This is a genomic window from Gemmatimonadota bacterium (assembly GCA_026706845.1).
In the GTDB taxonomy this organism is placed as follows: Bacteria; Latescibacterota; UBA2968; order UBA2968; family UBA2968; genus VXRD01.
The window spans coordinates 1-22,222 of the sequence record JAPOXY010000197.1 but is presented as its reverse complement, the minus strand read 5'-3'; the positions used below and the strand labels follow the sequence as shown (position 1 = coordinate 22,222).

The following is a 22,222-nucleotide window of genomic DNA, read 5'->3' as shown; positions in this document are numbered from 1 at the left end:
AACGGCGCCACCTTTGATCTGCGTCTCCAGCCCCTGTGGGTGCAGTACCGTACCGCATTCTGCTACACCTACATAATCCAGAATCTCGTACTTCCCGGTTTCGATATCCAACTCAATCTCGATAAGTCCGACCGCCATCGCCGGGACAACGCCCTCGCGCTTCAGGTTGTCTTTGGCAACGCCGATCAGTCCCGTGCCCGCAAGCCCAGCCACTGCGGCTCTTGTCATGGCATGGATATCCTCTGGAGCCTCATGACCGTCGTACTTGCCTCCCAGTTCAATCGCGCGTTTTGCCGCATCTGCAAATCCCATGCTTTTGGATTTGTCCGTCTTATGCACAACACGCTCATCGGCCAAATCGTAATCGTCGGGAGAACCGCCCAGGTCCTTTGCCGCAATCTCCAGCAATTTATTTTTCGCGTCCATGGCTGCGACATAATTCGTGCGCGTCATCGTAAACGAGGTATTGCTCCCCCACTGCGCGTGATTCCACGGCAAATGACGGCGGCTGTCACCCCGCTCAATTACGCAATTTTCCCATTTACACGTCAGTACTTCGGCGGCTGCGAGAGACGTTGCAGTATGCGAAAAGGTGCCGAGATTGCCAACACCCGAATGAATGTGCAACTTGCCCTCTGGCGTCAGGCGCACCAGGCCATCATAACCATTTGAACCCGCGGCGTGATAAGCCTGTCCAATCCCCACACCAACAACCTTTGAGCCATTTCTCTGACGACTTTTTTGTTTTTTTTCTGCCCAATCAAAAGCCTTGCCGCCTTTGTCCAGTGCCTCGCGCATATAAACGCTCGTAACAGGTCCTTGCCTGCGCCCGTATTTCGAATCGTTATCGGGTGCATTGATGCGCCGAATCGCCAGTTGATCAATGCCCAGTTCCTCGGCTGCCTTGTCGAGGAAAGGCTCGACCACACAGGCGATCTGATTTTGTCCGGCACCGCGCTGGGCTCCTCTAATCGGCGTATTGGTATATACGGGAATCCCTCGAAAGCGCATGGCCTCGGGCGTATAAACCAGCGAAACCGCATCACCGGCAGCGGTCCAATCCCCACCACCGCGATAAGCGCCATTTTCCTGAATCACGTACATATCCAGCGCACTGATCCGCCCATCGCTGCGAAAACCAATTTTAATTCGCCCCTGAAAGCCGTGACGCGCAGACCCGATAAAATATTCTTCCGCGCGACTGATCCGCATCATCACGGGGCGCCCAACTTTTTTGGACATAAGCGGCGGAATAGCCATCACGGGATACGCCGTACCTTTAGAACCAAAACCGCCTCCGCAGTACTCCGCGATATAAACCAGATCTTCAGACTCCATCTGCAGGAGACGGGCCAGATCGCGTGTGGGACGGCTCTGGCTTTGCGTTGCGCCATATACGAAACACTTGCCGTTTTGCCATAAAGCCATGCACGACCGCGGTTCCATTGAATGATGCGGATTATTTGCCGTGACAAAGCTCTCATCTACGATCAGTTTCGCATTTTCAAATCCCTGGTCAACCTCGCCATAAGACCACTCAGTTGCGGGTTTGCCCGTAGGACACACATCCTTATCGACAAAATCCCCAGCAGTCCATTTGATTGTCTCGCTTCCCGAACGCCGGTTGCGAATATTGCCATCTTCGCGGGCATTTGTGCCGCCGGGATAGAGACTCTCCAGGGGATCGAGCGTAAAGGGAAGGGGTTCATAATCAATCGCAATTTTGTCAATTGCATCCTGTGCAGTCTGCTCGTCGAGCGCGGCAACCGCCAGAATCGGATCCCCTACATAATGGGGATTATTTGTCAAAATGGGATTGTTCGGCGCGTTTTGCTCGGGCACGTCATTAGCCGTTAAAATCCCCAGGACACCCTGCATCTTCATCGCTTCAGACACGTCGATATTGCGAACGCGCGCATGGGGCATTGTGCTCAAAAGCAAGCGACAAAACACCATGCCTTCGGCGCGAAAATCCTCGGCGTATTTTGCCTTACCCGTAACCTTTGCCGCCACATCTGGCGGCGTAAAATCCTTGCCAATCAATTGATATGCCATTTAAGAAGCCTCCTTTGCCGCGCGCATTACTGAGTTTAGATAATTGTCGTAAGCACCACAGCGACAAAGATTTCCAGACATGGCAACCCGCGCGTCTTCGCGGGTTGGACTCGGGTTGATCTTGAGCAGTGCCACAGCAGACATCACCTGGCCCGGCGTGCAAAATCCGCACTGGGGTCCCAGCTCTTCGATAAATGCTCGCTGAACCGGATGTAAGTCGCCATCTTCGCCTTCAAGGCCCTCAACGGTCACAACCGAACGGCCTCGAACACGGTGGGTCAAAGTCGAACAAGAATACATCGCCACATCATCGACCAGCACCGTACACGCACCGCATTCACCCCGGTCGCACCCCAGCTTTGTGCCCGTAAGCCCCAGCTTGTACCGCAACGTCATCGCCAGTGTTTCCTGCGGCAAAACATCAACGCGACGCACGCGACCATTTACATTGAGAGAAATGAGCCGCTCAACTGCACCCGGTGCGCTACCCATGTCGCCCGCGCAGCCTCCAAACACATATCCCATCGCAGAAATAGACGCGCCGGTAGCAATAATCCCTTTAATAAAGTCGCGTCTCGACATCCCCGCCCGCCCCATTGCCGCATCATCTGACAAAACGACCTCGTGGGAAAAATCTGTATTCATAGGGCCTCCTTATGCTTTTTATTTCCCTTTGCATCTGCGTTGAACATTTATAGAGAGAAAAAAACAGCCTGTCAACTCAGTTTTTAGCACTCGCTTTTTCCTCCGCTTCGATTAGCGCGGCGACATCTATACGCCCCGCATTGTGTGGGGGTTGCATAATAGCCTGCTGAAGCGGTGTCAGTTCATCCATAAATGGCGCGTATTTCGCGGGATCATTGCCACTGGGCGGGTTGACATATCCACCTGCGGCATAGCGATACAATAGAGTCCGTCGCTCGTGATCCGCAGTCCAGGGCATCGCGCCATGTGTCAGTGCCTCGGTAAAAATCACCGCTGATCCTGCCTTCATGGGAATATGCTTAAAACACCCCAAATCTCGTTCCATTCGGCGCACATCCGTCGGACATTCAAAATTTGCCTTGTGACTGCCGGGAATACACACAAACCCACCGTCGCCGGGATTGACATCGGCAAGCTGATAACACACGGCAATCAGATTATTCCACATCTTCCCATCCTTGCAGAAATACATATGTCCGCCCAAAAACCCACCCCCACCGTGAAGCAAGTGCCCTTCTGCTCCTCTGGTCATGCTAATCCCATTGGCATTGCCATAGCGAAATCCATTGCCGATCATATCGAGCATATAGTGCATCGTTGGCAAATGAGATAGCAAATCGCGGAAGGGTTGACACCACGGCTTTGGCCATCTCAAAATACTTCCGATATCCCCTCGTCCATGTGATCCTTCCAGTGCTATAGAAACCTCGCCGCCATGTCTGCCCACACCGCCCGACAACCTCAATTCTCCCTTGCGAATCCGTATTCTATCCCGATTGTGATCAATCGCCTCGTTGAGTGCCGCGACTTGCTCGGCAGACAAAATATCCTCCACGACCAGATACCCATTCACATCAAAAAAATACTTCTCATAAACGTCCATAACAACCTCCTCATGGATTCACCGAAAAATTATAACATAAATTTTAAGTTGAAAACTTCTGACCTTCGCCCTATTTTGCCCCGTCATTAAAATGCTTTACACTGGGGGATTCATGTTTGGTCTGCACATCTACGACGTGCTCACACTCGGCGTTTATCTCGTGGGTATCACCACCATCGGCCTCATTTCTTCTCGAGGAGTCAAAGGCACACTCGATTATTTTATGGGTGGGCGCAAGTTTGGCAAAGCCGTGCTCATCATGCATGCCTTTGGCACCGGAACCCATACCGATGCAGCTGTCAATGTCGTCGGTGCCTCTTACAAAATGGGGATGCGCGGGATATGGTATGCGTGGCTGCCCCTGTTTTGCACCCCCTTTTACTGGATCATGATGCCTCTTTTCAGGCGCATGCGTTATATCACCACAGGCGACTTTTTTGACGAGCGTTTTGGCAAAGGACTCGGCCCGGCATATACGGCCTTTGGTATCCTCTTCTACGTGCTCGCCATGGGCATTATGCTCGAAGGCACGGGAAAAATGGCAAGCGGGATTACCGGCGGCGTGCTCAGCACGGAAACCTGCATCATTGTCATGACAATCCTATTTGTATCCTATGGTCTGTTAGGCGGCCTGCAAGCGGCTGTAATCACAGACTTTATCCAGGGCATATTCGTCATCGTCCTGTCTTTTTTGCTCTGCCCGTTTCTGCTCGATCAAGTCGGTGGTTTTACCGGGCTGCATCAAACATTGCCACAAGATGTCTTTGGACTCACAGCGCCCGATGATCCACCGCCTGGCTATGACCGCATCTCAGTCGCATTTGTCATTATACTTACCATCAACACCCTGTTCAACATCCCCGGGCAGCCCCACTGCATGGAAATGGGCGGCTCTGGCAAAACAGAATGGGAAGGCCGCGTCGGATTTACCTACGGCAATATGATCAAACGCTTTTGCACCATCGCCTGGGCATTCATCGGCGTGGGGGCCATGGTTATCTATCCCAATATAGACGATCCCGAACTCGTCTTTGGCATGGCAACGCGCGACCTGCTGCCCGTTGGTCTCGTCGGTGTCATGCTCGCATCCATGATCGCAGCTGTTATGTCTTCTTGCGACTCGTTTATGGTCGCTGGCTCGGCACTCTTTGTCGAAAATATTTACAAACCCTATTTTGCGCAAAACAAAGAAGACCACCACTATCTCAATGCGGGGCGAATCATGGGCATCCTCATGGTCATCGCGGGCATTGTCGTGACGGAAATTTTTAGTAGCGTAGTCGAATTATGGCGTTTTCTCTCGGCACTCCCCGCCTTCTGGGGCATCGCCGTATGGGGCGGCATCTTGTGGCGCAGGTGCAATGGGTACGGCGCGTGGGCTGGCCTGATCAGTTCCGCCCTCGTGTGGTGGATTACCCGCAACTATTTCCACCTGGAGTTCATGGAACAAGTGATCTGGTACCTCAGCACAGGCGTTTTACTCACCATTGTCGTAAGCCTATATACACCCCAACACCCCAAAGCACTGCTCGACAAATTCTACACCACCTTGCACACACCCGTAGGACAGGAAGACAAACTCAGAGCACTGGGTTACGAAGTTCGGGACTGACAACCTCCCAGCCTCTTTTTAAAAAATGGCCATACAAACAGACATATCCGGGGAAATCCATCCCGATGTCCAGGATCGAGGGATCACGGTACGCGCAGTCATGCTCGGTATCTTGACCATTGCCCTCATGACGATCTACATCACGCATTTTGCGTGGAACATGATCAAAAACTACATGCCCGTATCGGCTCTGATTCCCTTTGTCGCCTGGGTCGGCATCAACGCCATACTCAAACTCGTCGCGCCAAAACGCGCCTTATCGCGCACGGAAATGTTGACCATCTTCTTCATGGTCTGGCTCGTGGGCAACCTGCCCACCACGGGCTGGGCAGGCTATCTCCTGGGCAACATCTCTGCTCCGGTACACCTCGCATCGCCCGAAAACCGCGTGGGCGACGTTATTGCCCCCCTGCTGCCCGACTGGCTCTTTATGCAAAAATCGCCCGTGGTCATCGGACAGCTCTACGGGGGATTGGAACCCAACACGTCTATTCCCTGGCAACCGTGGATTCGTCCGCTCTTCTGGTGGACTGCCGCCTGTTTATCCGTGGTCATGGCCGGTTTTTTTTGCAGCGTCTTGTTCTTCAAACAGTGGCACGAAAAAGAGCGCCTCACCTTTCCTATGGCCACCTTCCCCACTGAAATGTTGCGAGAAGAACCCGGCTATCGCCTGCCCGTCGTCTTTCACGCGCCTCTGTTTTGGGTGGGATTTGGCATTTCGACCTTTGTAATCTGCTGGAATATCGCGGGTTATTTTGTCCACACCCTGCCGCATATCCCCCTCTATGACCTCGCTGGACAAATGGCGATAAACATCGGCTATCACTATCCAAGATATTTTTTGCGCATGCAGCCCCTGATAATGGGCCTGGCATATTTGTGTCCGCTCGACCTGCTCTTTAGCTTCTGGTTTTACAATGTCCTCAATATTCTCAAAGAGGGGCTGATGAACCAGACCGGCATCACCGTGGGGTTACAGGGACAGCAAGCGACACCGGCAGAAATACTCAGCTTCGAATCCCACGGCGCACTCGTTTTTCTCGTCGCCTGGTCATTATGGGTATCGCGCAAACACCTCAAAAACACCCTTGAATGTGCGATGATGAGCAACCGAGCCGCAGACGATGGAACACCAGTCACCTATCGAACCGCCTGGCTCGGCCTCGCGGCTTCGGTCATATTCCTCGCGGGCTGGTGTCTGGCCGCAGGCATGGAACTGTGGGCAACCATAGTGCAACTCATCTTGATGTTCATCGCGCTATTCGGCGTTGCCAAATACGCCGCAGCAACCGGATTCACCTTTTTATCCCCCGGAAGTACCGGCGGACTGGGTGCCGATAAGGGAGGCAATGTGTGGATGCAGATGGGGGGCACGGCCAACATGTCGCCCGGCACACTCACGACAATCTGGATGATCAACCGCAATGGCTTTGCCGGTATGCCCATTCGCCTCACCGCCACCATGTCTGTCCCCCACTACTTTCGCATGCTGGGCAACCACCTCAAGCGCCATCCCATGGTCTGGGCCATTCTTCCCATCGCCTACATCACTGGTTGTATCACAACCGCCACAGATTCGCTGTATCGCAGCTACATGGACGGCGGAATGAACGGACCACTCTATTTGGGCGACTGGAATCATCTCGTGCGCCTGGTCCCTTATGTAGAAGGCTCGACAATACTCTACTTCGACATCGAAAAGCTGGGCGTGTGGCTCTGGGGATTTGCGATAGCGGGTTTTTTGACTTACATACGCACGCGCTTTTCCTGGTGGCCCTTTAATCCCGTAGCCATTGCCTTCCCCACGCGGCGCTATGGTTTTAGTCTTCTCGTTGTGTGGGCAACCAAAGCACTCATCATGCGTTTTGGCGGCGTCGCGCTCTACCGGAAATCCCTGCCCTTCTGGTATGGCCTCATGATCGGCTACTTGCTTGGCGTTGGCATCTCCACAGGCGTTGATGCCATCTGGTTTCCCGACGCAGGCCATATTGTGCATGGATGGTGAGTAGCGCTTGTCTATTCGTCCATCATCGCCTCTATCCTAGCTCGATAGCTCTCATTCTCTTCAGGCCATTCAACAATCTCAGAATCCGGCGCATTATTCTCTGGCAACCACTGTGCCAGAAGTTCTTTGACCTCGCGCAGTCCCGGACTATGCGCCAGATTTTCCCACTCCATCTCGTCATGTCTGTGATCGTAAAGCTCTTCTGACCCATCTGCATAACGGATATATCGCCAGCGATCAGACCGTATGGCATGATTGCCACGTCCGTGTGTGGTGATTGCGGGAAAGGGCCAGTTGCGATTGGGATTTTCCATTAAAGGTACCAGACTTCGGCCTTCCAATCCACTGCGATCAGACAAGCCGCACAACGCAATCAGCGTGGGGTAAATATCGATTAATCCCACGGGCTTTGAACAGGTGCCGGGCGAATAACCCGGAGCTGAAATAAGCAAGGGTACGCGCGAGGCTTCTTCCCATAATGTGCTCTTTTTCCAGTGGCTTTTTTCGCCCAAATGCCACCCGTGATCTGCCCACAAAACAATCGCTGTATCCTCTGCATAAGCACTTGCATCCAGCGCCTCTATCAATCGCCCAATTTGCGTATCCACAAAACTGATACACGCCAGATAACACCGAATCGCTTCCTTCCATTGCCCTGCTTCTACGATACGCGCATGCGGTTTCTGATTCGCCCATCGCTGCGCGATCTCGGGAACATCATCCAGATCATTCTCCAGTGTCTCTGGTAGATGGAGATCATTCAGGTCATAAGCTTCGACATATTTCCTGGGCACATGCCACATCAGATGCGGCAGCTTAAACCCACACGTCAAAAAGAAGGGTTTGTCATGCCTGGCCTGCAATTGCTCAACACAATAATTCACAGCCTTGTAATCCTGCATATCTTCATCGACAACATCCATGGGTCCCCAGTCCAGATTGCCCATACCCACCATGCCATTTACCGGATGATGATCGGGTCCTGCGCCGGAATGCGACTGGCTGAACAAACTCGGCACATAAGAATCCCACGACATTGGATCGGGAAATTTGCCGTGATATACCTTGCCACTGCCCGTTGTGAAATAGCCATTTTGCCGAAAGTGCTGTGGCAAAGTCACGCAATTTCTTCCCGCTTCCGAAAATCTGAGCGGCTGTCGATTGTTATAAACACCCGTAGTGGATGGCCGCAACCCACTCATCAAACTCGCCCGAGACGGGTTGCAAATCGGCGCCTGACAATACGCGCGTTCAAATACTGTACATCGCTCGGCCAACCGATTAAAATGAGGTGTCACAGCATTTGGAGCGCGATCTAAAAACCCCACATAGTGATTTAAATCATCAAACGAAATGAACAACACATTTGGTTGATCTTCTTGTACCATATTCTCACCTCTCAATAATTTGGACACTTTTTCAGAATAGCCACAGAAAGCACAAACTTTCAGACGCTCAAATTATTCGCGTCTTCTTGTACCATATTTTCATTTCTCGCATATAGGTTTGACATACCGCCTAATTTTTAAGTTTGCCTTTTACCTTTTACCTTTTACCTTTTACCTTTTTTGCGCCTTGTTGGACAAACTACAGGAGGTCCTCCGATGAACGCGATTGCCGTGATAGGAACGGGCTATATCGGTGGCGAACACATCAAAGCCATCTCAGCGCATTCCAATGCACATTTGCGAACAATATGTACAACGCCGCGCAGCGAACAAATCGCAAGAGGTCTGCAAGCGACATACGGCGCAGATAAAATATCGACAGAGTACGATAGCGTCCTATCCGACTCCGAAATTGACATCATTTATCTCTGCACGCCCAACTCACAACACGTAGCTCAAGCCATCGCCGCGCTCGACGCGGGCAAGCATGTCTTTGTGGAAAAACCTCTCGCCGTTACAGTTGAAGACTGTCAAAAAATCGTCGATGCAGCCAAACGATCCGGGCGACAAGTCATGGTTGGTCACGGCGCGCGATTTAGCAACATATTTGAAACCATTTACCACCTCGTTCACAACGGCACGCTGGGAGAAGCCTGTTTTGTGGAAGGCGATTACATCCACGACCTCAAACCCTTCTTACCTCTGCCCGGTCACGACTGGTGGATGGATACGGAAAAAGAAGGCCAACTGCCCATTATCGGTGGGGCCTGCCATCCTCTGGACCTCATGCGATGGCTCGCCGGAGAAATCGTTGAAGTCAGCGCGTATGGTATAAACAAAAATATTCCCGATGCGCCCTGGTACGATACGGTTATTGCGGGCTTAAAATTTGAATCCGGTGCCCTGGGCAAATGCCTGGTCTCTTGTGGCGCAGAAATTCCCTATAACCTCAACTTCAGCTACCACGGAACCAGAGGATCCATTCACAACAACAAACTCTTCATCGGCGGTATGCCCCACGTCGAAGAATGGTCTGAACTCCCAATTGAAATTCGCGCAGAAGACCATACGTGCCTCCAGGAACTCGACCACTTTCTATCCTGCATTGAGCGAGGCGTAAAACCGCTTATCGACGAGATTGACGGTGCGAGGTCAGTCGCAGTATGCTGTGCCATCATTGAATCCATTGAAAACAATCGCCCGGCAACCGTATTCTTGGATTTTTAGACTATGAATAATCGCACAAGCAGCATCCGCATGCACCGCTCTCTCACTACTCCGCTTCCAGAATACACTGAGCCTGAAGGCTTCACAATTCGCGCGCTTCAGCACGGCGAAGAAGAAGAATGGATTCGCATGAAAAATGAAGCTTTTGGCGAAGAAGGCGGAAAACCCTGGACCATCGACAATTTTCACACCACATTCACCCGTGAACCGTGCTGCGACTACAATCGCATTTTTGTCGGCCTCAAAGGCGATTATATGGTAGCAACTGCCAGCGCGTGGGAAGCCCATTACGGAGGAAAAGCAGTTGGCCTTATCCACTGGGTTGGTACCGACCCCAATTACCGAGGACATGGACTCGGTTATGCCATCTCACTCCGCGCCCTCAAAGAACTCGTTGCCCGCGGATATACCGATGCCTATCTCAACACGGCTCTCTGGCGTGAACCCGCCGTGCGCCTCTACAAACGTCTGGGCTTTCGCATCACCCCAAAAGCCGAAGACACCTGATCATCCCATCCAGTAAACGGAGAACGCGATGAAATCCCCTATTCGCATTTTGCTCGTTGGTTGCGGGCGCATGGCTTTAGGCCATGCCAGCGGTTTGGAATCCCTGGAAGAACTCGGCATCATTGTCGCCGGTGTTGATCCATCCAAAGACGCACGCAATAATCTAAAAACCCAATATGGTGTGTCAACTACCTTTGACAACCTCGACCACGCGCTGGCAAATGTGGAAGCAGATGCTGCAATTATTGCCGTACCCAACTTCCTGCACCGCGATTATACCATTGCCTGTCTGGAAAAAGGGTTGCACACCCTCATCGAAAAGCCCATGGCCCTCACCCTTGCAGATGTCGATGACATGATTGCTACAGCCGAAGCCAAAGGCAAATTGCTCATGTCTGGTCAGAGCCAGCGTTTTTCAACAGCGATTCGCCAGGTCAAAAAGCTACTCGAAGAAAATGCAGTGGGAAAAATTCGCCACGTCATCCACCGCAGACTTGGGTCGGGTCGCGGCGGCGACGAAAATAGCTGGTTTGCGCGTCAGGAATTGTCGGGCGGCATTCTCCCCGGCATCGGCGTTCACTCGCTCGATGTACTCTTGTGGTGGATGGATGAAAAAGCGGTATCCGTCTCGGCAATCGTGCAAAACATCGATCCACACCCCGATATCGACATCGAAGACGAAGTCTCCCTCATCGCCACAACAGAAAGCAATGCCATTCTCAACTGCGCCCTCTCATTTCACCATCGTGCAGGCACGGAATGGATCGTAATGGGCGATGAAGGCGTCATTCACCTCAACAGCACCAGCGGACCTTTATTGCTCAATGGAATAGAACAGGACGTACCTGAAACCGTTCACCTCGCTGGCGAACCCACCATACACCTCGAATTTCTCTCAGCTATCCGCGACAACCGCCCCCTCGCGCAAGCGTCAGCTCGTGATGTGCGCAAAACAATGGCACTCATCTTTGCGGCAATGGAATCGGGTAAAACTGGAAAAACTGTATCCGTTTCCACATAGCACCCAGTCCTCACAAAGCCTATCGCCTCACCGCCCGCCATCTCGCTGTGCCATATTCGCGCTGATTCAACGGCCCGGGTGCAGATTGTCCCGAACTGCCCATTTCCACTTCGCCGCGCATTTCGTCACCTGACACCGTTCCCACAAACCGATAAGATAGATGGGTTCCCTCAAAACGATGCTGGCTCGTAAATGCGATTTCATCACCATTCACAGAGCCTTTCAATGAATTTTTTAGCCAGCGCGTCTGGTGAGTACCCGTTAAAACGCCAGCAAGCTGCTCAATATCCACGCGATGACGCGCTGTTTTTCTCACCAGCGCGATTTCAATTTCCCATGCACCCGACACATCAACAGGTTCTCGCACCTTTTCTTTTTTGAGCAAAGGTGCGTGGGATAATGCATCGCGAATGTGTATGCCAACAATATCTGCTTCCCCAGGTTGTAGCGAAAATGGCAAAATAAAAATAGACGTATCTGTCGCCCCTCGATCATCCAGCATAATGCGTGGATCACCGCACAAAAGTTGTTCGCGCAATTCAAGCCCTGTCAGACCAATACGATCTCCATCCCAACGGATTTCCAACCTGGGAACATCCGACTGATCAGACGCGAGAATTTCAGCTTCTACACCCGATACACGCGTCACATGCCGCGCAATTGTCTCGAGATCGGCAATCCAGCCCTCGTATTCCGACTCGGGGTCGCGTCCCACCAGCAGATATTCTACGGCCGCTAAAATGCCCATAACCTCCTCTTTACCGATCTTCATCGCGCGTCCAAGCGTGTGATGCGGTGCTGCATGCACCCAGGCGGCCTCGACAAGGTCGCGATCGCCTAATAACAAGCCCGTAGGCTGAGGTCCGCGCAGGTATTTGCCACCGCTATAAGCGACCAAATTTGCTCCGCGACTGGTATATGGTTCGGGAGATTGGAGATGCTCCGACGCTGCATCGACCAGCACAGGGACACCTCTCGGACGCGCCATGTCAACAATCGCTTCAAGCGTCATATCCGCCTCCCAGGTCCCCAGCAAGGCGACCATAGCCACCTGTTCCCGATCGAGCACCGCATCCATTTCCCTGAGATTATCCACCTCCACGATTGTCACGCCCACCGAACGAATGGCGTGATCATAGGTAAATCGACTTGCTCTGGGCATGACGACCTCGCGCTTCATCCCACTCGTATCGGGCAACCGAAACATCAACTCGGGATCGCCACCTGTCACACAGGCTGCTGTTGCATGACACAGGCATGCCGCCGCGCCAGAGGCCACCATCCCCCACTCCGCTCCCGTGAGCAGGGCCAAACGCCTACCTACTCCCGCCATGAGTTCATCCATATTGACAAAAAAGCGCGAAGCAGCCATCATCGCTTCGCGCACCTGCGGCAACATCAGCGTCCCCCCGTGAATCGTTCGCGTACCACAGCAATTGATAAATGAACGCACGCCAATTAGTGAATAGGGATCATGCATTGTCGATCCTCCTCTTGTGCAAATTTTTAAATTGCGGCATAAGACAATCGTATTAACTTAAGTAGCCCGCAGATCCTTTTCAACATTATGAGAGGCAAATATGGCATACATCAAAAACTGGCGAGACCAGCAACCCGAAGTGGCGCACCTGAGCGCGATTCGCTGGCCGGGGTTAAGACAGAGAAATGCGACGCCCAAACACGAGGAAGACGACTCCCCGCAGTTGCACAACATTCAGGGCATCGTCAAACACGGACTTCAAGGGCGCAAAACCTCCGACCACCACAAACACCCGCAAACTGAACAGGCGTATTATATCATCAGCGGCAGTGGTGAAGTCCTCGTAGGAGAAGACCGCTTTTCCGTACGCCCTGGCGACGCCGTGTATTTGCCCGCGGATATTTACCATCAGATGTTCAACGACATGAACGACGAATGGCTCGAGCACCTCGTTCTCAGCAAAAATATCGACACCGAACCCGGAGGCGAATGTGTGATCCGCAACTGGGAAGACGTTTTACCCGTAAGCGATGGCGCAGGCGCGATTCGCTGGCATCAACTCGGCCCTGTCGGCGAAGAAAACACGGGATGCTTAAAATCCATTGCCTTCATCGACCGCGAAGCCGTACAACCCGGTCAGCAGAGCATTGCGCGATGTTATGACGACATAGAACTCGGCTTCTGGATTCTCGAAAACAAGGGCATCCTCGTCACATCCGACGGCGAACAGCACATCACCGAAGGCGATGTGGTTCACGTACCCCCCGGCACATCCTATCACATCAAAAATCCCCACAGCGAATGGTTTAGCTATATGATCATCGCTGCATAAAAAGAAATGATGAGTAAAAAAAAGCCCCATCCAAGATCGTGCAAGCGATTTTAGACGGGGCTTCTTTCAGTTGTCAGAAACGAATCAATGTCACCCCGTATGATTAAAAGTTTTGGTGGATAATTTCGGAATAAATCCTTAAATTTCACAAATTAGTCTATAATAATTATGTGGAGATTCCTTATTACATGTCCAAATACCGAGAATACATGGCACGGGTTCTAAATCATCCCGTTCTTAAAAAAAATCCCATTGCCCAGGTAGCACTCTATCTCGCTACCCTCTTTGTCGGCCTCTATATCTGCACAAAAGCGGCAATCTGGCTCGATGGAGCTATCACCGGGCTGCAAGGTGGGCAAGTCCTTCAGGGGGGAACTTTTTGGAAGGCACTTACCGTCACATTCCAACAACCCGACAATCCAAAACAAAAAATTGCAGTCACGGATATCCGTTTCAAGAATGTAGACCGCTTTTTACCCATCGCCGTAATCGTACACACACAGGGGCGTGATTCGACCTATCACGCTGGTACGCAACGCGAATGGATCGCAATACCCGACCTGCCCGTCGATAGCCTCGTCATTCGCACGCGCAACGCCAGCCACAGCGCGGTGATCGACGATTTGAGCTTTCAGTACAACAACCGGACCTATGCGATGGACTTTGACCAGACAGCCTATGGCCCTATTGCGCCGAATACACAGATGGTCGAACACAAGTTTGAGGACATCCAAATCGCGTTTACTGCCGACAATGCCGTACCCACGGTTGTTCGAGGCGGTGATTTGGCCGAATCCATCGGCCGCTATATCTCCAACATCAGCGGTCCACTTTCTACGGTTTTGATCTTGCTCCTGATCGCTTTGCCCTTCTATATGGTTGTGCGCTATGCCCAGGTTTTGTCTCATGACTTATCACCCGACCGCTTCTTCACCAATTCCGACGCACAAATCGTTCAGAATCAGGGCATTAACCTGCTATGGGGCGGGCAATACAACGCCGATTACGCCCTATCTGAAAACACAGAACTCTATGCTATTCTCACATCTGTCGAATCTGAAATCGCATCTGACCAGGCGCGATTGGTCGAGCGATGCACCGACAAAATCTATCTCATCTTCGATGAAATTGAGGATCGCCTATCCGAAGGATTTGGCATGTTGGGGCTCCTGTCGCTCTCCATGGGCCTTTTGGGCACGGTTGTTGGCATGATAGACGCCTTCAAAATTTTAGAAGACACCATGAAAGTAGGCGAAGGCCCTGCCCAAACCCAGCTCAAAATGGCACACTACATCAACTTTGCCCTCGTCACCACAGCCATTGGATTTCTCGGACGCATTCTATCCATGATCCTCATACGCAAAACCAAAGCCCGCAGTTTGCAACATCGGGCGCGCATGCTCAACCTTGTTCAGCACTTTTATCAGATAGATACAGGCGAGAGAAAAGAAATAGGAGATTGACGTGAGACATCGCAACAGGCGACCTTTGGCAGCACTTTTAGACACGGGCGAGGGGTTTATTGATGTCTTGTTTTTGCTGCTTACATTTTTTATTATCCAAAATGTGTGGCAAACCCATCTCGCTAATTTGCACAACCGCTTTGTCCACGCACAAAAACTCAATTTTATCAAAGCACCCGACGAAAAAGGCTCTGCACCCCACCCCACGGATGAGCGATTTTTACAGATCATCATCGGGAAGTCCTATGTGCAATTTGACAAAGGCGGCGTCGCCACCGAAGAGCACATGGTCTTTCAAGACCGCGCAGACAACGACGAGATTGGTATTGAACGCGCTGTATTTTTGTCCGTAAAAAAAGCTTTACTCGCACTACAAGCACAACATGGATTTGCGCCCAATGACATTTTGGTGCGCCTCTATTTTGAACGCGATGCAACCGTGACTTATACCGTTGGCGTGTACGACGCCCTCAACAACAGTGGATTTAAGACTGTGCAATGGGGGCTTGAAAGTCAAAAAAGAAAATTGTAAAATAGAATATGTCTCCCCGTGAAAAAAAATTGATCCAGAGCGCTGCTGAAAGCATGCGACGAGATCATCCCATACTCTTTGGCGTGTTATCTGCCACACTGCGCGCTCGCAACTTGTCTGAGGCGTGTCGAGCATGTAATTATCCCTCGCCCGAAGACTTTGCAAGTGACTATCATCAGGCCATCGAATATCTCTTCAAGCAGTTGCGAGACCTGGGGTATGTCCCCCCATCGAAAACCGACAGTTTTGAGGAGCGCATAGGTCAGATTTCGCCATCGAGCCATTTCAAATTGCCCTCACGCGAAATCATCAATCGCTTCTATAAGGGTCATATCCTTCACGAAGCGTGCGCGCTTGTAGCCAAACAGAACCATCTGGGACTTTCCAAGCTCTGGGCGCATTTTCCCTCTCGACGGCATGAAATAGAAATCGCCATCGCTCTTACCTCTGTCCAGCCTTCGCAATCGCAGTCCATCCGCTTACCCTATGCCCCTATTCAACGCACACAACAACGCTTTTTGCCCGCATTGGCCGGTGCATTTGCGCTGGGCATCGTATTGCTATTGGCACTCAGTCCTCCCCCGGAGGGACGGGCATTCAAAGCCATTGTCACAAATTTTGAAGAAATGCTCGTAAGTGCGCAGGGCATCTTTGACATGAGCAAAGACACACAGGAGGAAGCCAGCATAACAAAACCAGATCCTGAACCCCGGGTGCAGGCTACCCCAGAGCCAGCACCTCGTCCAAAAATCGCGCTACCAGACAAACCGAGACTGGCACTCGCCTCACTACCCGATATTCCGCGTCAACTCGACAGACCCTCGCTCAGTGGACTGATAACACCGCCCCGTGTCTCGACGCCTGATCTGGACAGAGGTCCAAACCCATCGACGTTTTTTGGTTCGCGGCCAGAAGTCCATGTCGCGCGCGCCACTATGAGCATGCCAGCGCACGCCCCTACCACATTGCCATCAACTGACGCGCGCGCGGGCGAAGATCAGCCCGAGCAACAAGCGGAATCCACCGATCTCAAAGGCTACCGGCCAGCGGGACGCATTGGTTTTTCCAACTTTCATACATCGGCTGGTCTCTCGGCAGAACTCGTGCGCCTGACCCGTATCCAGCGCACACTCTCTCAGCTGAAAACGCCTCAAAATAGAATATATGAAAATGCCCAACTCACATTGGCTCCAGACAAAGCCAGAATACAATTTGCCGACGGTGTTGCATTTATCCTCACATTTCGATTGGGCCGACTCGACGGCATTCAGATTTTCGCACGTTCGGGAATAGACAAAGCACTTCACATAGAAACCGAAGCGCGCCGGGGCATCCATTTTCTCAACCGCGCCCTGAGCAATTCGTGAGATCGCTTATGAAAAAAATCTTCCTTATCTTCGCTTTTTTGATTTTGCCGGCCCTTTCCTTTGCCCAGGAAAAGGATGACAACCTCGCCTATCAGTCTTTTGAGCAGGGCCGCAATGCTTACGCGCTTGGGCGATATATCGAAGCCGTCGCACATTTTGAGCGCGCGTGCAACCAGGCCCTCATTTTTACCAGTGCCTATTATATCTGGCTGGGCACGGCAGGCGAGCGTGCCTACGACACGGGCCAGGACGCGCCCAACCGACTGGACCTGCTCAGAAAAAGTGCAGACGCCTACCGCACGGCACTCGAGCGCGAGCAAGACCCCGATGTTCGCTACGAATTGGGACGTCTCACCGTCAAATACGCGATGGCGCGTGCCAACTTCGTGCTCGAGCGCGAAAACAACCGCCAACCCCTGCCGCTGGATTTGCCCCCGCCAGTATTGCGGGACAGCACCTGGATCCCCGCGCGCTTTCAACCCGCAACAATTGACTCCCTGCACCGAATATGGCATCTCGCAGAGGGTGGTCTGCGCGACATTTGGATGGCAATTCTCGGCAGAACGCAAAAGGAAATTGTCTATGCGGCGCCGCAACGCAGCACCATGAGCGACACCCTTCAGGCTTATTTAAGCGTCTATATCGAAAACAGCCTGAACCTGATCGAGACCGCCGGACAGGCCAATTTTGAAGGCATAGAACCCGATTTTTACATCCCCAAAATTGCCGCCGCATCTTCTCGCGGCGTTTTGGGCGATAACCCCGACTGGTTCAATCAAGTGCTCGCTGCCGCGCGCTTTGACGGCGGTTATAATATGCGCTGTGCTATCTACCGCCTCAAGGGATTGCGCCACAGCAAAGAAGAAAAAGCCGACCACGCAATCCACGCAATGCAACGCGCCCTAATCTATGCGAGATCCGACACCTCTCGCGCCGCCCTCTATCTCGACATGGCCTTCACCGCGTACCGAGACGACTTGCCCAGAGCCGTTGAATATGCCAAATACGCATACGCGCACAACCAATACGAACCGAGAGTGTGCGATACCTATGGCGGGCTTTCGCTCAGTTTGGCAAGTGTAAAACTCAAAGAAGGCGCGTACCGCGAGGCGATTTCAACCATTTATCCCGTGACATCCTTTGGATGGCAAGACCGCGGCGAAGCCCTGATCACCCTGGCGATTGCCTATTTCAACTCCGACCTGCAAAATGTGGGAGCGAGAGCATACCAGGCCGCAGAAATGGCCTATCGCATTGCGCCGGAACGCTACTGGAAAGAATTTCATCGCATCGCCAAAAGCCAGGGCAACTATGTGCAAGCGCGTCAACTCGAAGAAAAGCACAGCAGCGCGCTGCTCAGCAAAAAACAGGACACCTCCCCATGAACACCCTGAGATTCATTTTATTTTCCATCCTGTTGACCGCACCGCTCCACATCCAGGCTCAAGAAACAGAGCCTGCGCCGAGGATGCTTCTCAAAACGAAAATCCACATTCGCTCAGAACCCACAGGTGCTCAGGTCTTCATCAATGGGCAGGAAGCGGGTTATACGCCATTTGTCACGGAAAAGCTACTGGACATTGGCGATAAAATTCAGGCGTATGCACACGGCTACCAGCCCTGGACGCGCACATTTACGACAACCGTTTTGGCAGATACGGTGCATATCGCGCTCATACGTCAGAAAGCGCATCTGGAGATCCGATCTGATCAACTCGCGGCCTTAGGCGCAGAAATCCACCTTCGGTTTGCAGATCAAGACACGACCATCACCGGGTTTATCAACATCGGACGCGGCAATGTGGCTTATGAGTCGGACCTTTTTGTGGGTAAATACCGCCTCGAAATCAGCAAACCCGGCTTTAACCTCATCGAACAAGACCTCTTTCTGCCCCCGCGTGGCAAACTCATAGAAATTAGGCTTACCCGCAATCCGCTGCCACTCACGGAATTGTCCATCCCCGGTCTCGCGGATATCGCAGACCAATACCTCGCCGAAAGCGCGCAACTCCTCGCCGCTGCCCTGGCCATTGGCGAAACAGTCCCCGCGGTTGAAACCAATGCGTCTATCCGCCTCAGCGATCCGCGCCTGACGCCTTTTATCGAAGACCTGAAATACTATAGCCACCAGACGCGCGAATTAGAACGCACGATGCGTCTTATGGGAAAAAGTGAACGCGGCCTGCTCCGTGCGCTGTCGCAAATTGACGTGTACCGCGGCATTGTACTCGGCAAATACCGCCGCTTCTCAGAAGCTCACGCACTCTTTGAAGAAGCCCGGGGGCGTTCTCCTTTTCCCATTGAACAAGAACCCAATCCCCTTCCAGGGAAAAACGAGTCCCGCTTGGGCGATCTCACGCGCTTTGCCGAACAATGGCACACGCGTCTCGGCCGATTAGATGTCAACGTAAATGCGGCCTATCTCGCCATTCGCAACCTGCCTCCCAAAACCCTGCACTTTGAACAGGTGCGCTTTACGCGAGAAGCACCCGTGCCCCCGGCCACCTCCTCGCACGAACAGACCATGCACGACAGCCTCGTCGCCCTTGCCGAACACATCCTGAATGAGAATATTGCCAATCGCCAGCAAGAGTTTTCCATCACCCTTCCCAAAGGCCATTACATGCTCAAAGATACGCAAAACATGGCCATTCCCATTTCATTCCGCGTTTCAGATGTCCCCGCTTTTCTACCCATCTCACCGCGCGTCAGCCTGTGGTTGCCCACCGCCAAAACCGCGTCGGATACGGTTCGCTTGCAAACTGTAGTCGGGGACGAACTCGGTCCTATTGTTCAACCCGATCAGATTACTTTTGGCCGCGAATACGCACTTCTGGTCAAAATGGGCGATTACAAACGCCATCGCGAAAACATCATTCTCTATCCCATGGGCGGCATCAAACCCGTTTGGCCCGGCGTCACCGCCATTGCCGCGACCCCAGGTACAGAATGCATGTACTACAAAACAGGGAATAAAAAATTGGAAACATCTATCCTCGGCAACATCCAGGGCAAACGCAGTGGGATTCTCAAATATCTGCTCATCCCCATTGTCGGTATAGGCGTTGCCCTCGCGCTGTGAGAACACAATCAGGTCAAAAACAAAAAAGCACCCGAATAGAACTCGGGTGCTTTTTAAATTCCAATTCCTGTGATAGAGCCTGTCTCACAACCCAATCAAATACGACACCTTGAGCAGCACGGCGCGGCCGGTCTGGTGTAAATCGCCATCGGTTCCAAACCCGTGATCATAGACAAAGAAAATATCGCTGCCCGGGCGGAACCGGTAGTTGAGCAAAAAGTTTGCGCCCACGGACTCGCTGTCACTATTCCACTGCGCGAAAATTTTGAAAAAGAAATCGGTCGTAAACGAGTAAATCAACCGCGTGCTCAACGCCTGAATATTGAGATTGGCCTGTGGCAAGCGAATCCAATTGCCATCGTAAATCAGCTCAATACCCAATCTGCCATTGGGCCGATAGGCGTTCTCTGCCGTCACCCGATACAGGTGTCCTGTATAATAAGTCCCCACCAGAAAATCAAAGTCCAACTGCAATTTGCGATAATTTGCCGTATCCGGTCCCAGCCTGAACGATGTAAAAGTATATTCGTCCGGTGGAATGGCGACATCGGGTCGCTTGCGCGACGGTCTAAAAGTCCGCGTAACGACATCGCGGGTCCTCTCCACACGTACCAAAAAGCGATCAGCTGTCTGAAGGGCGAGCACACCGTCAAGTCTGAACCGCTGGAACGGCACCTCGCCTGCGTCGTCTTCAATCACCTGGATATCGGGTGTGAACCGCAAATTGCGGATATTGGCTACTTTGGGACGCGGCAAATAGGATAGATTGACATTGTAGCGCCGAAATCCCCGAATGCCACGCCGGCGATTGACAAACCCGGTCTCTGGCTCAAAATTGTCCTCCACATCCAGAACAGTTGCCGATCCCGCGTATTTGGTCCCGTTATACGAGAAGCGAAGATACCGAGCGTCATCCACATCCTCTTGCTCCGTATCCCAGGTACGCGCGTAAAACGCCTGCACATTGACCGCGGTTGAAGGCGAAAAACTGAAATCCAGTCCCCCGGCGCGATTGTAGTCGCCCCACCCACCTTCGGACACTTCGCTTTGTTTATTTACCCAGATAAACCCGACATTGGACCGCGCGAGCACATCGCGTTTCATCCGCAGGACAGAAAAATTCCTGCGCGGCAGCGTCTGCGTGTCCAGCGTCTCAGAATCCGTCAGAACATTTAACGCGCCAATGCTCGTGCGCCCGGCTTTGCCAGCCAATTTGCCTCCTGCGAGAATTGGCACGGGCTGCCCCCTATCCAGACCGATTCTCCTGCTGTAAAACAGCAGTGTTGGCGGGCGCCTATCTCCCCCTCGAGTTGACGCCGCCTCGCCAAAGTCAAACAACTGTGCCCCCTCCAGGAAAAACTCGCGCTTTTCGGGAAAAAACTGAGAAAACTGCGTCAAATTGACCTGCTCCTGGTCGGCTTCGACCTGGGCAAAATCCGTATTATAAGATACATCCAGCGCGAGATTGGGCGTCACGCCATAGCGCACATCTGCACCCGCTTCAAACGTGCGATTCTCCCCCTCATCGCCTGCAAAATTGCGCGAAGTCCCCGGCAACACATACGGTTTGACCTGAAAAAGCCGCTTTCTCTCAACAGCCTTTAATCCGCGCAACACACCCATATCTGTCATCTGATACCTCCGCCGGGGCGACGGCGTATGTCGTCCGACAATAAACGCGGTTTCTTCGTTCTTGTGTCCGATATAACGCCCCATGTTAATCCCCCATTCCATCTCATCAGACGGATTGAAACGGAGTTGATCAAACGGTATCGCTATTTCGGCAGTCCAGCCCATCTCGTGGCGCACACACCGCGCCTCCCAGATACAATCCCAATCTTCATTCGTCGTTCGCCCTTCATTTGACAAAAGCATATCTGCCCGCGCGCCGAGCGCATTGATAATAAAGAAAACCCCATTCTGTTTGTCATTAAACGGATCGAGCAACAACTGGATATTATCATCACCAGAAAGCTGAGAATCTCGGCGCATATTATTGGTAACAATGAGGCCGGGATTTTTGTCGTAACATTCAAAACCGAAATAAATTTTTTCATTATCGT

General features: G+C 52.3%; 17 protein-coding genes. 11 read left to right on the top strand and 6 right to left on the bottom strand.

The genetic code is table 11. From position 1 onward, the window contains the following. The 3 genes from OXG87_17970 to OXG87_17960 form a co-directional block, all read right to left on the bottom strand. Positions 1 to 2,055 (bottom strand): xanthine dehydrogenase family protein molybdopterin-binding subunit (locus OXG87_17970; GenBank protein ID MCY3871440.1); only part of this gene is annotated, 2,055 nt, incomplete at its 3' end. After that, positions 2,056 to 2,700: a (2Fe-2S)-binding protein gene (locus tag OXG87_17965; GenBank protein MCY3871439.1), complete on the bottom strand. Its 645-nt coding sequence runs from the start codon at positions 2,698 to 2,700 to the stop codon at positions 2,056 to 2,058. Positions 2,701 to 2,776: 76 nt separating this feature from the next. Beyond that, positions 2,777 to 3,643, bottom strand: a complete 867-nt coding sequence (locus OXG87_17960; protein ID MCY3871438.1) for a phytanoyl-CoA dioxygenase family protein — start codon at positions 3,641 to 3,643, stop codon at positions 2,777 to 2,779. A 112-nt stretch (positions 3,644 to 3,755) separates the two neighbouring features. On the opposite strand from OXG87_17960, the gene OXG87_17955 reads away from it, so the two are divergent. Both OXG87_17955 and OXG87_17950 read left to right on the top strand, forming a co-directional pair. Continuing rightward, complete coding sequence (locus OXG87_17955; GenBank protein MCY3871437.1) at positions 3,756 to 5,255, top strand: sodium:solute symporter family protein; 1,500 nt, start codon at positions 3,756 to 3,758, stop codon at positions 5,253 to 5,255. Between the two features lie 25 nt (positions 5,256 to 5,280). Continuing rightward, complete coding sequence (locus tag OXG87_17950; GenBank protein ID MCY3871436.1) at positions 5,281 to 7,260, top strand: hypothetical protein; 1,980 nt, start codon at positions 5,281 to 5,283, stop codon at positions 7,258 to 7,260. A gap of 11 nt (positions 7,261 to 7,271) precedes the next feature. On the opposite strand, the gene OXG87_17945 is transcribed toward OXG87_17950, so the two are convergent. Continuing rightward, on the bottom strand, positions 7,272 to 8,648 hold the full coding sequence (locus OXG87_17945) for a sulfatase (protein MCY3871435.1): 1,377 nt from the start codon (positions 8,646 to 8,648) through the stop codon (positions 7,272 to 7,274). A 216-nt stretch (positions 8,649 to 8,864) separates the two neighbouring features. Here OXG87_17945 and OXG87_17940 point away from each other — a divergent pair, with 216 nt between their 5' ends. The 3 genes from OXG87_17940 to OXG87_17930 are packed head-to-tail and all read left to right on the top strand — an operon-like array spanning position 8,865 to position 11,403. Beyond that, entirely contained in the window at positions 8,865 to 9,875 is a 1,011-nt protein-coding gene (locus tag OXG87_17940; GenBank protein MCY3871434.1) for a Gfo/Idh/MocA family oxidoreductase, read from the top strand. Positions 9,876 to 9,878: 3 nt separating this feature from the next. Next, positions 9,879 to 10,382: a GNAT family N-acetyltransferase gene (locus tag OXG87_17935; protein MCY3871433.1), complete on the top strand. Its 504-nt coding sequence runs from the start codon at positions 9,879 to 9,881 to the stop codon at positions 10,380 to 10,382. Positions 10,383 to 10,410: 28 nt separating this feature from the next. After that, a complete protein-coding gene (locus OXG87_17930) occupies positions 10,411 to 11,403 on the top strand; it encodes a Gfo/Idh/MocA family oxidoreductase (GenBank protein MCY3871432.1) in 993 nt (330 codons plus the stop codon). Positions 11,404 to 11,422: 19 nt separating this feature from the next. On the opposite strand, the gene OXG87_17925 is transcribed toward OXG87_17930, so the two are convergent. Next, complete coding sequence (locus OXG87_17925) at positions 11,423 to 12,883, bottom strand: hypothetical protein (GenBank protein MCY3871431.1); 1,461 nt, start codon at positions 12,881 to 12,883, stop codon at positions 11,423 to 11,425. 100 nt (positions 12,884 to 12,983) lie between these two features. On the opposite strand from OXG87_17925, the gene OXG87_17920 reads away from it, so the two are divergent. The 6 genes from OXG87_17920 to OXG87_17895 all read left to right on the top strand — a co-directional run bounded on the left by OXG87_17920 (position 12,984) and on the right by OXG87_17895 (position 20,159). Continuing rightward, positions 12,984 to 13,715, top strand: coding sequence for a cupin domain-containing protein (locus OXG87_17920; protein ID MCY3871430.1), 732 nt, complete (start codon positions 12,984 to 12,986; stop codon positions 13,713 to 13,715). Positions 13,716 to 13,903: 188 nt separating this feature from the next. Continuing rightward, the gene (locus OXG87_17915; protein MCY3871429.1) at positions 13,904 to 15,178 is read left to right on the top strand and encodes a MotA/TolQ/ExbB proton channel family protein; all 1,275 of its coding nucleotides are present in this window, start codon (positions 13,904 to 13,906) and stop codon (positions 15,176 to 15,178) included. A gap of 1 nt (position 15,179) precedes the next feature. Continuing rightward, positions 15,180 to 15,710 (top strand): hypothetical protein, encoded by a 531-nt coding sequence (locus OXG87_17910; GenBank protein MCY3871428.1) that lies wholly within the window; start codon positions 15,180 to 15,182, stop codon positions 15,708 to 15,710. Positions 15,711 to 15,718: 8 nt separating this feature from the next. After that, the gene (locus OXG87_17905; protein MCY3871427.1) at positions 15,719 to 17,077 is read left to right on the top strand and encodes a hypothetical protein; all 1,359 of its coding nucleotides are present in this window, start codon (positions 15,719 to 15,721) and stop codon (positions 17,075 to 17,077) included. Positions 17,078 to 17,085: 8 nt separating this feature from the next. After that, positions 17,086 to 18,462 carry a hypothetical protein gene (locus tag OXG87_17900; protein MCY3871426.1) on the top strand — a complete coding sequence of 459 codons (1,377 nt, stop codon included), beginning with the start codon at positions 17,086 to 17,088 and terminating at the stop codon, positions 18,460 to 18,462. Next, on the top strand, positions 18,459 to 20,159 hold the full coding sequence (locus OXG87_17895; GenBank protein MCY3871425.1) for a PEGA domain-containing protein: 1,701 nt from the start codon (positions 18,459 to 18,461) through the stop codon (positions 20,157 to 20,159). The genes OXG87_17900 and OXG87_17895 overlap by 4 nt, the downstream gene beginning before the upstream one ends. A gap of 84 nt (positions 20,160 to 20,243) precedes the next feature. Here the strand turns inward: OXG87_17895 and OXG87_17890 are convergent. Continuing rightward, a partial coding sequence (locus tag OXG87_17890; GenBank protein MCY3871424.1) for a DUF5916 domain-containing protein occupies positions 20,244 to 22,222 on the bottom strand: 1,979 nt, incomplete at its 5' end.

What these genes read in the sequence shown, in the direction of transcription:
- OXG87_17950 (MCY3871436.1), top strand. Translation starts at nt 5,281, where the DNA reads ATGGCCATACAAACAGACATATCCGGGGAAATCCATCCCGATGTCCAG.
- OXG87_17900 (MCY3871426.1), top strand. Translation starts at nt 17,086, where the DNA reads ATGAAAAAAATCTTCCTTATCTTCGCTTTTTTGATTTTGCCGGCCCTT.
- OXG87_17960 (MCY3871438.1), bottom strand. Translation starts at nt 3,643, where the DNA reads ATGGACGTTTATGAGAAGTATTTTTTTGATGTGAATGGGTATCTGGTC.
- OXG87_17965 (MCY3871439.1), bottom strand. Translation starts at nt 2,700, where the DNA reads ATGAATACAGATTTTTCCCACGAGGTCGTTTTGTCAGATGATGCGGCA.
- OXG87_17935 (MCY3871433.1), top strand. Translation starts at nt 9,879, where the DNA reads ATGAATAATCGCACAAGCAGCATCCGCATGCACCGCTCTCTCACTACT.
- OXG87_17930 (MCY3871432.1), top strand. Translation starts at nt 10,411, where the DNA reads ATGAAATCCCCTATTCGCATTTTGCTCGTTGGTTGCGGGCGCATGGCT.
- OXG87_17895 (MCY3871425.1), top strand. Translation starts at nt 18,459, where the DNA reads ATGAACACCCTGAGATTCATTTTATTTTCCATCCTGTTGACCGCACCG.
- OXG87_17955 (MCY3871437.1), top strand. Translation starts at nt 3,756, where the DNA reads ATGTTTGGTCTGCACATCTACGACGTGCTCACACTCGGCGTTTATCTC.
- OXG87_17920 (MCY3871430.1), top strand. Translation starts at nt 12,984, where the DNA reads ATGGCATACATCAAAAACTGGCGAGACCAGCAACCCGAAGTGGCGCAC.
- OXG87_17925 (MCY3871431.1), bottom strand. Translation starts at nt 12,883, where the DNA reads ATGCATGATCCCTATTCACTAATTGGCGTGCGTTCATTTATCAATTGC.
- OXG87_17905 (MCY3871427.1), top strand. Translation starts at nt 15,719, where the DNA reads ATGTCTCCCCGTGAAAAAAAATTGATCCAGAGCGCTGCTGAAAGCATG.
- OXG87_17945 (MCY3871435.1), bottom strand. Translation starts at nt 8,648, where the DNA reads ATGGTACAAGAAGATCAACCAAATGTGTTGTTCATTTCGTTTGATGAT.
- OXG87_17915 (MCY3871429.1), top strand. Translation starts at nt 13,904, where the DNA reads ATGTCCAAATACCGAGAATACATGGCACGGGTTCTAAATCATCCCGTT.
- OXG87_17940 (MCY3871434.1), top strand. Translation starts at nt 8,865, where the DNA reads ATGAACGCGATTGCCGTGATAGGAACGGGCTATATCGGTGGCGAACAC.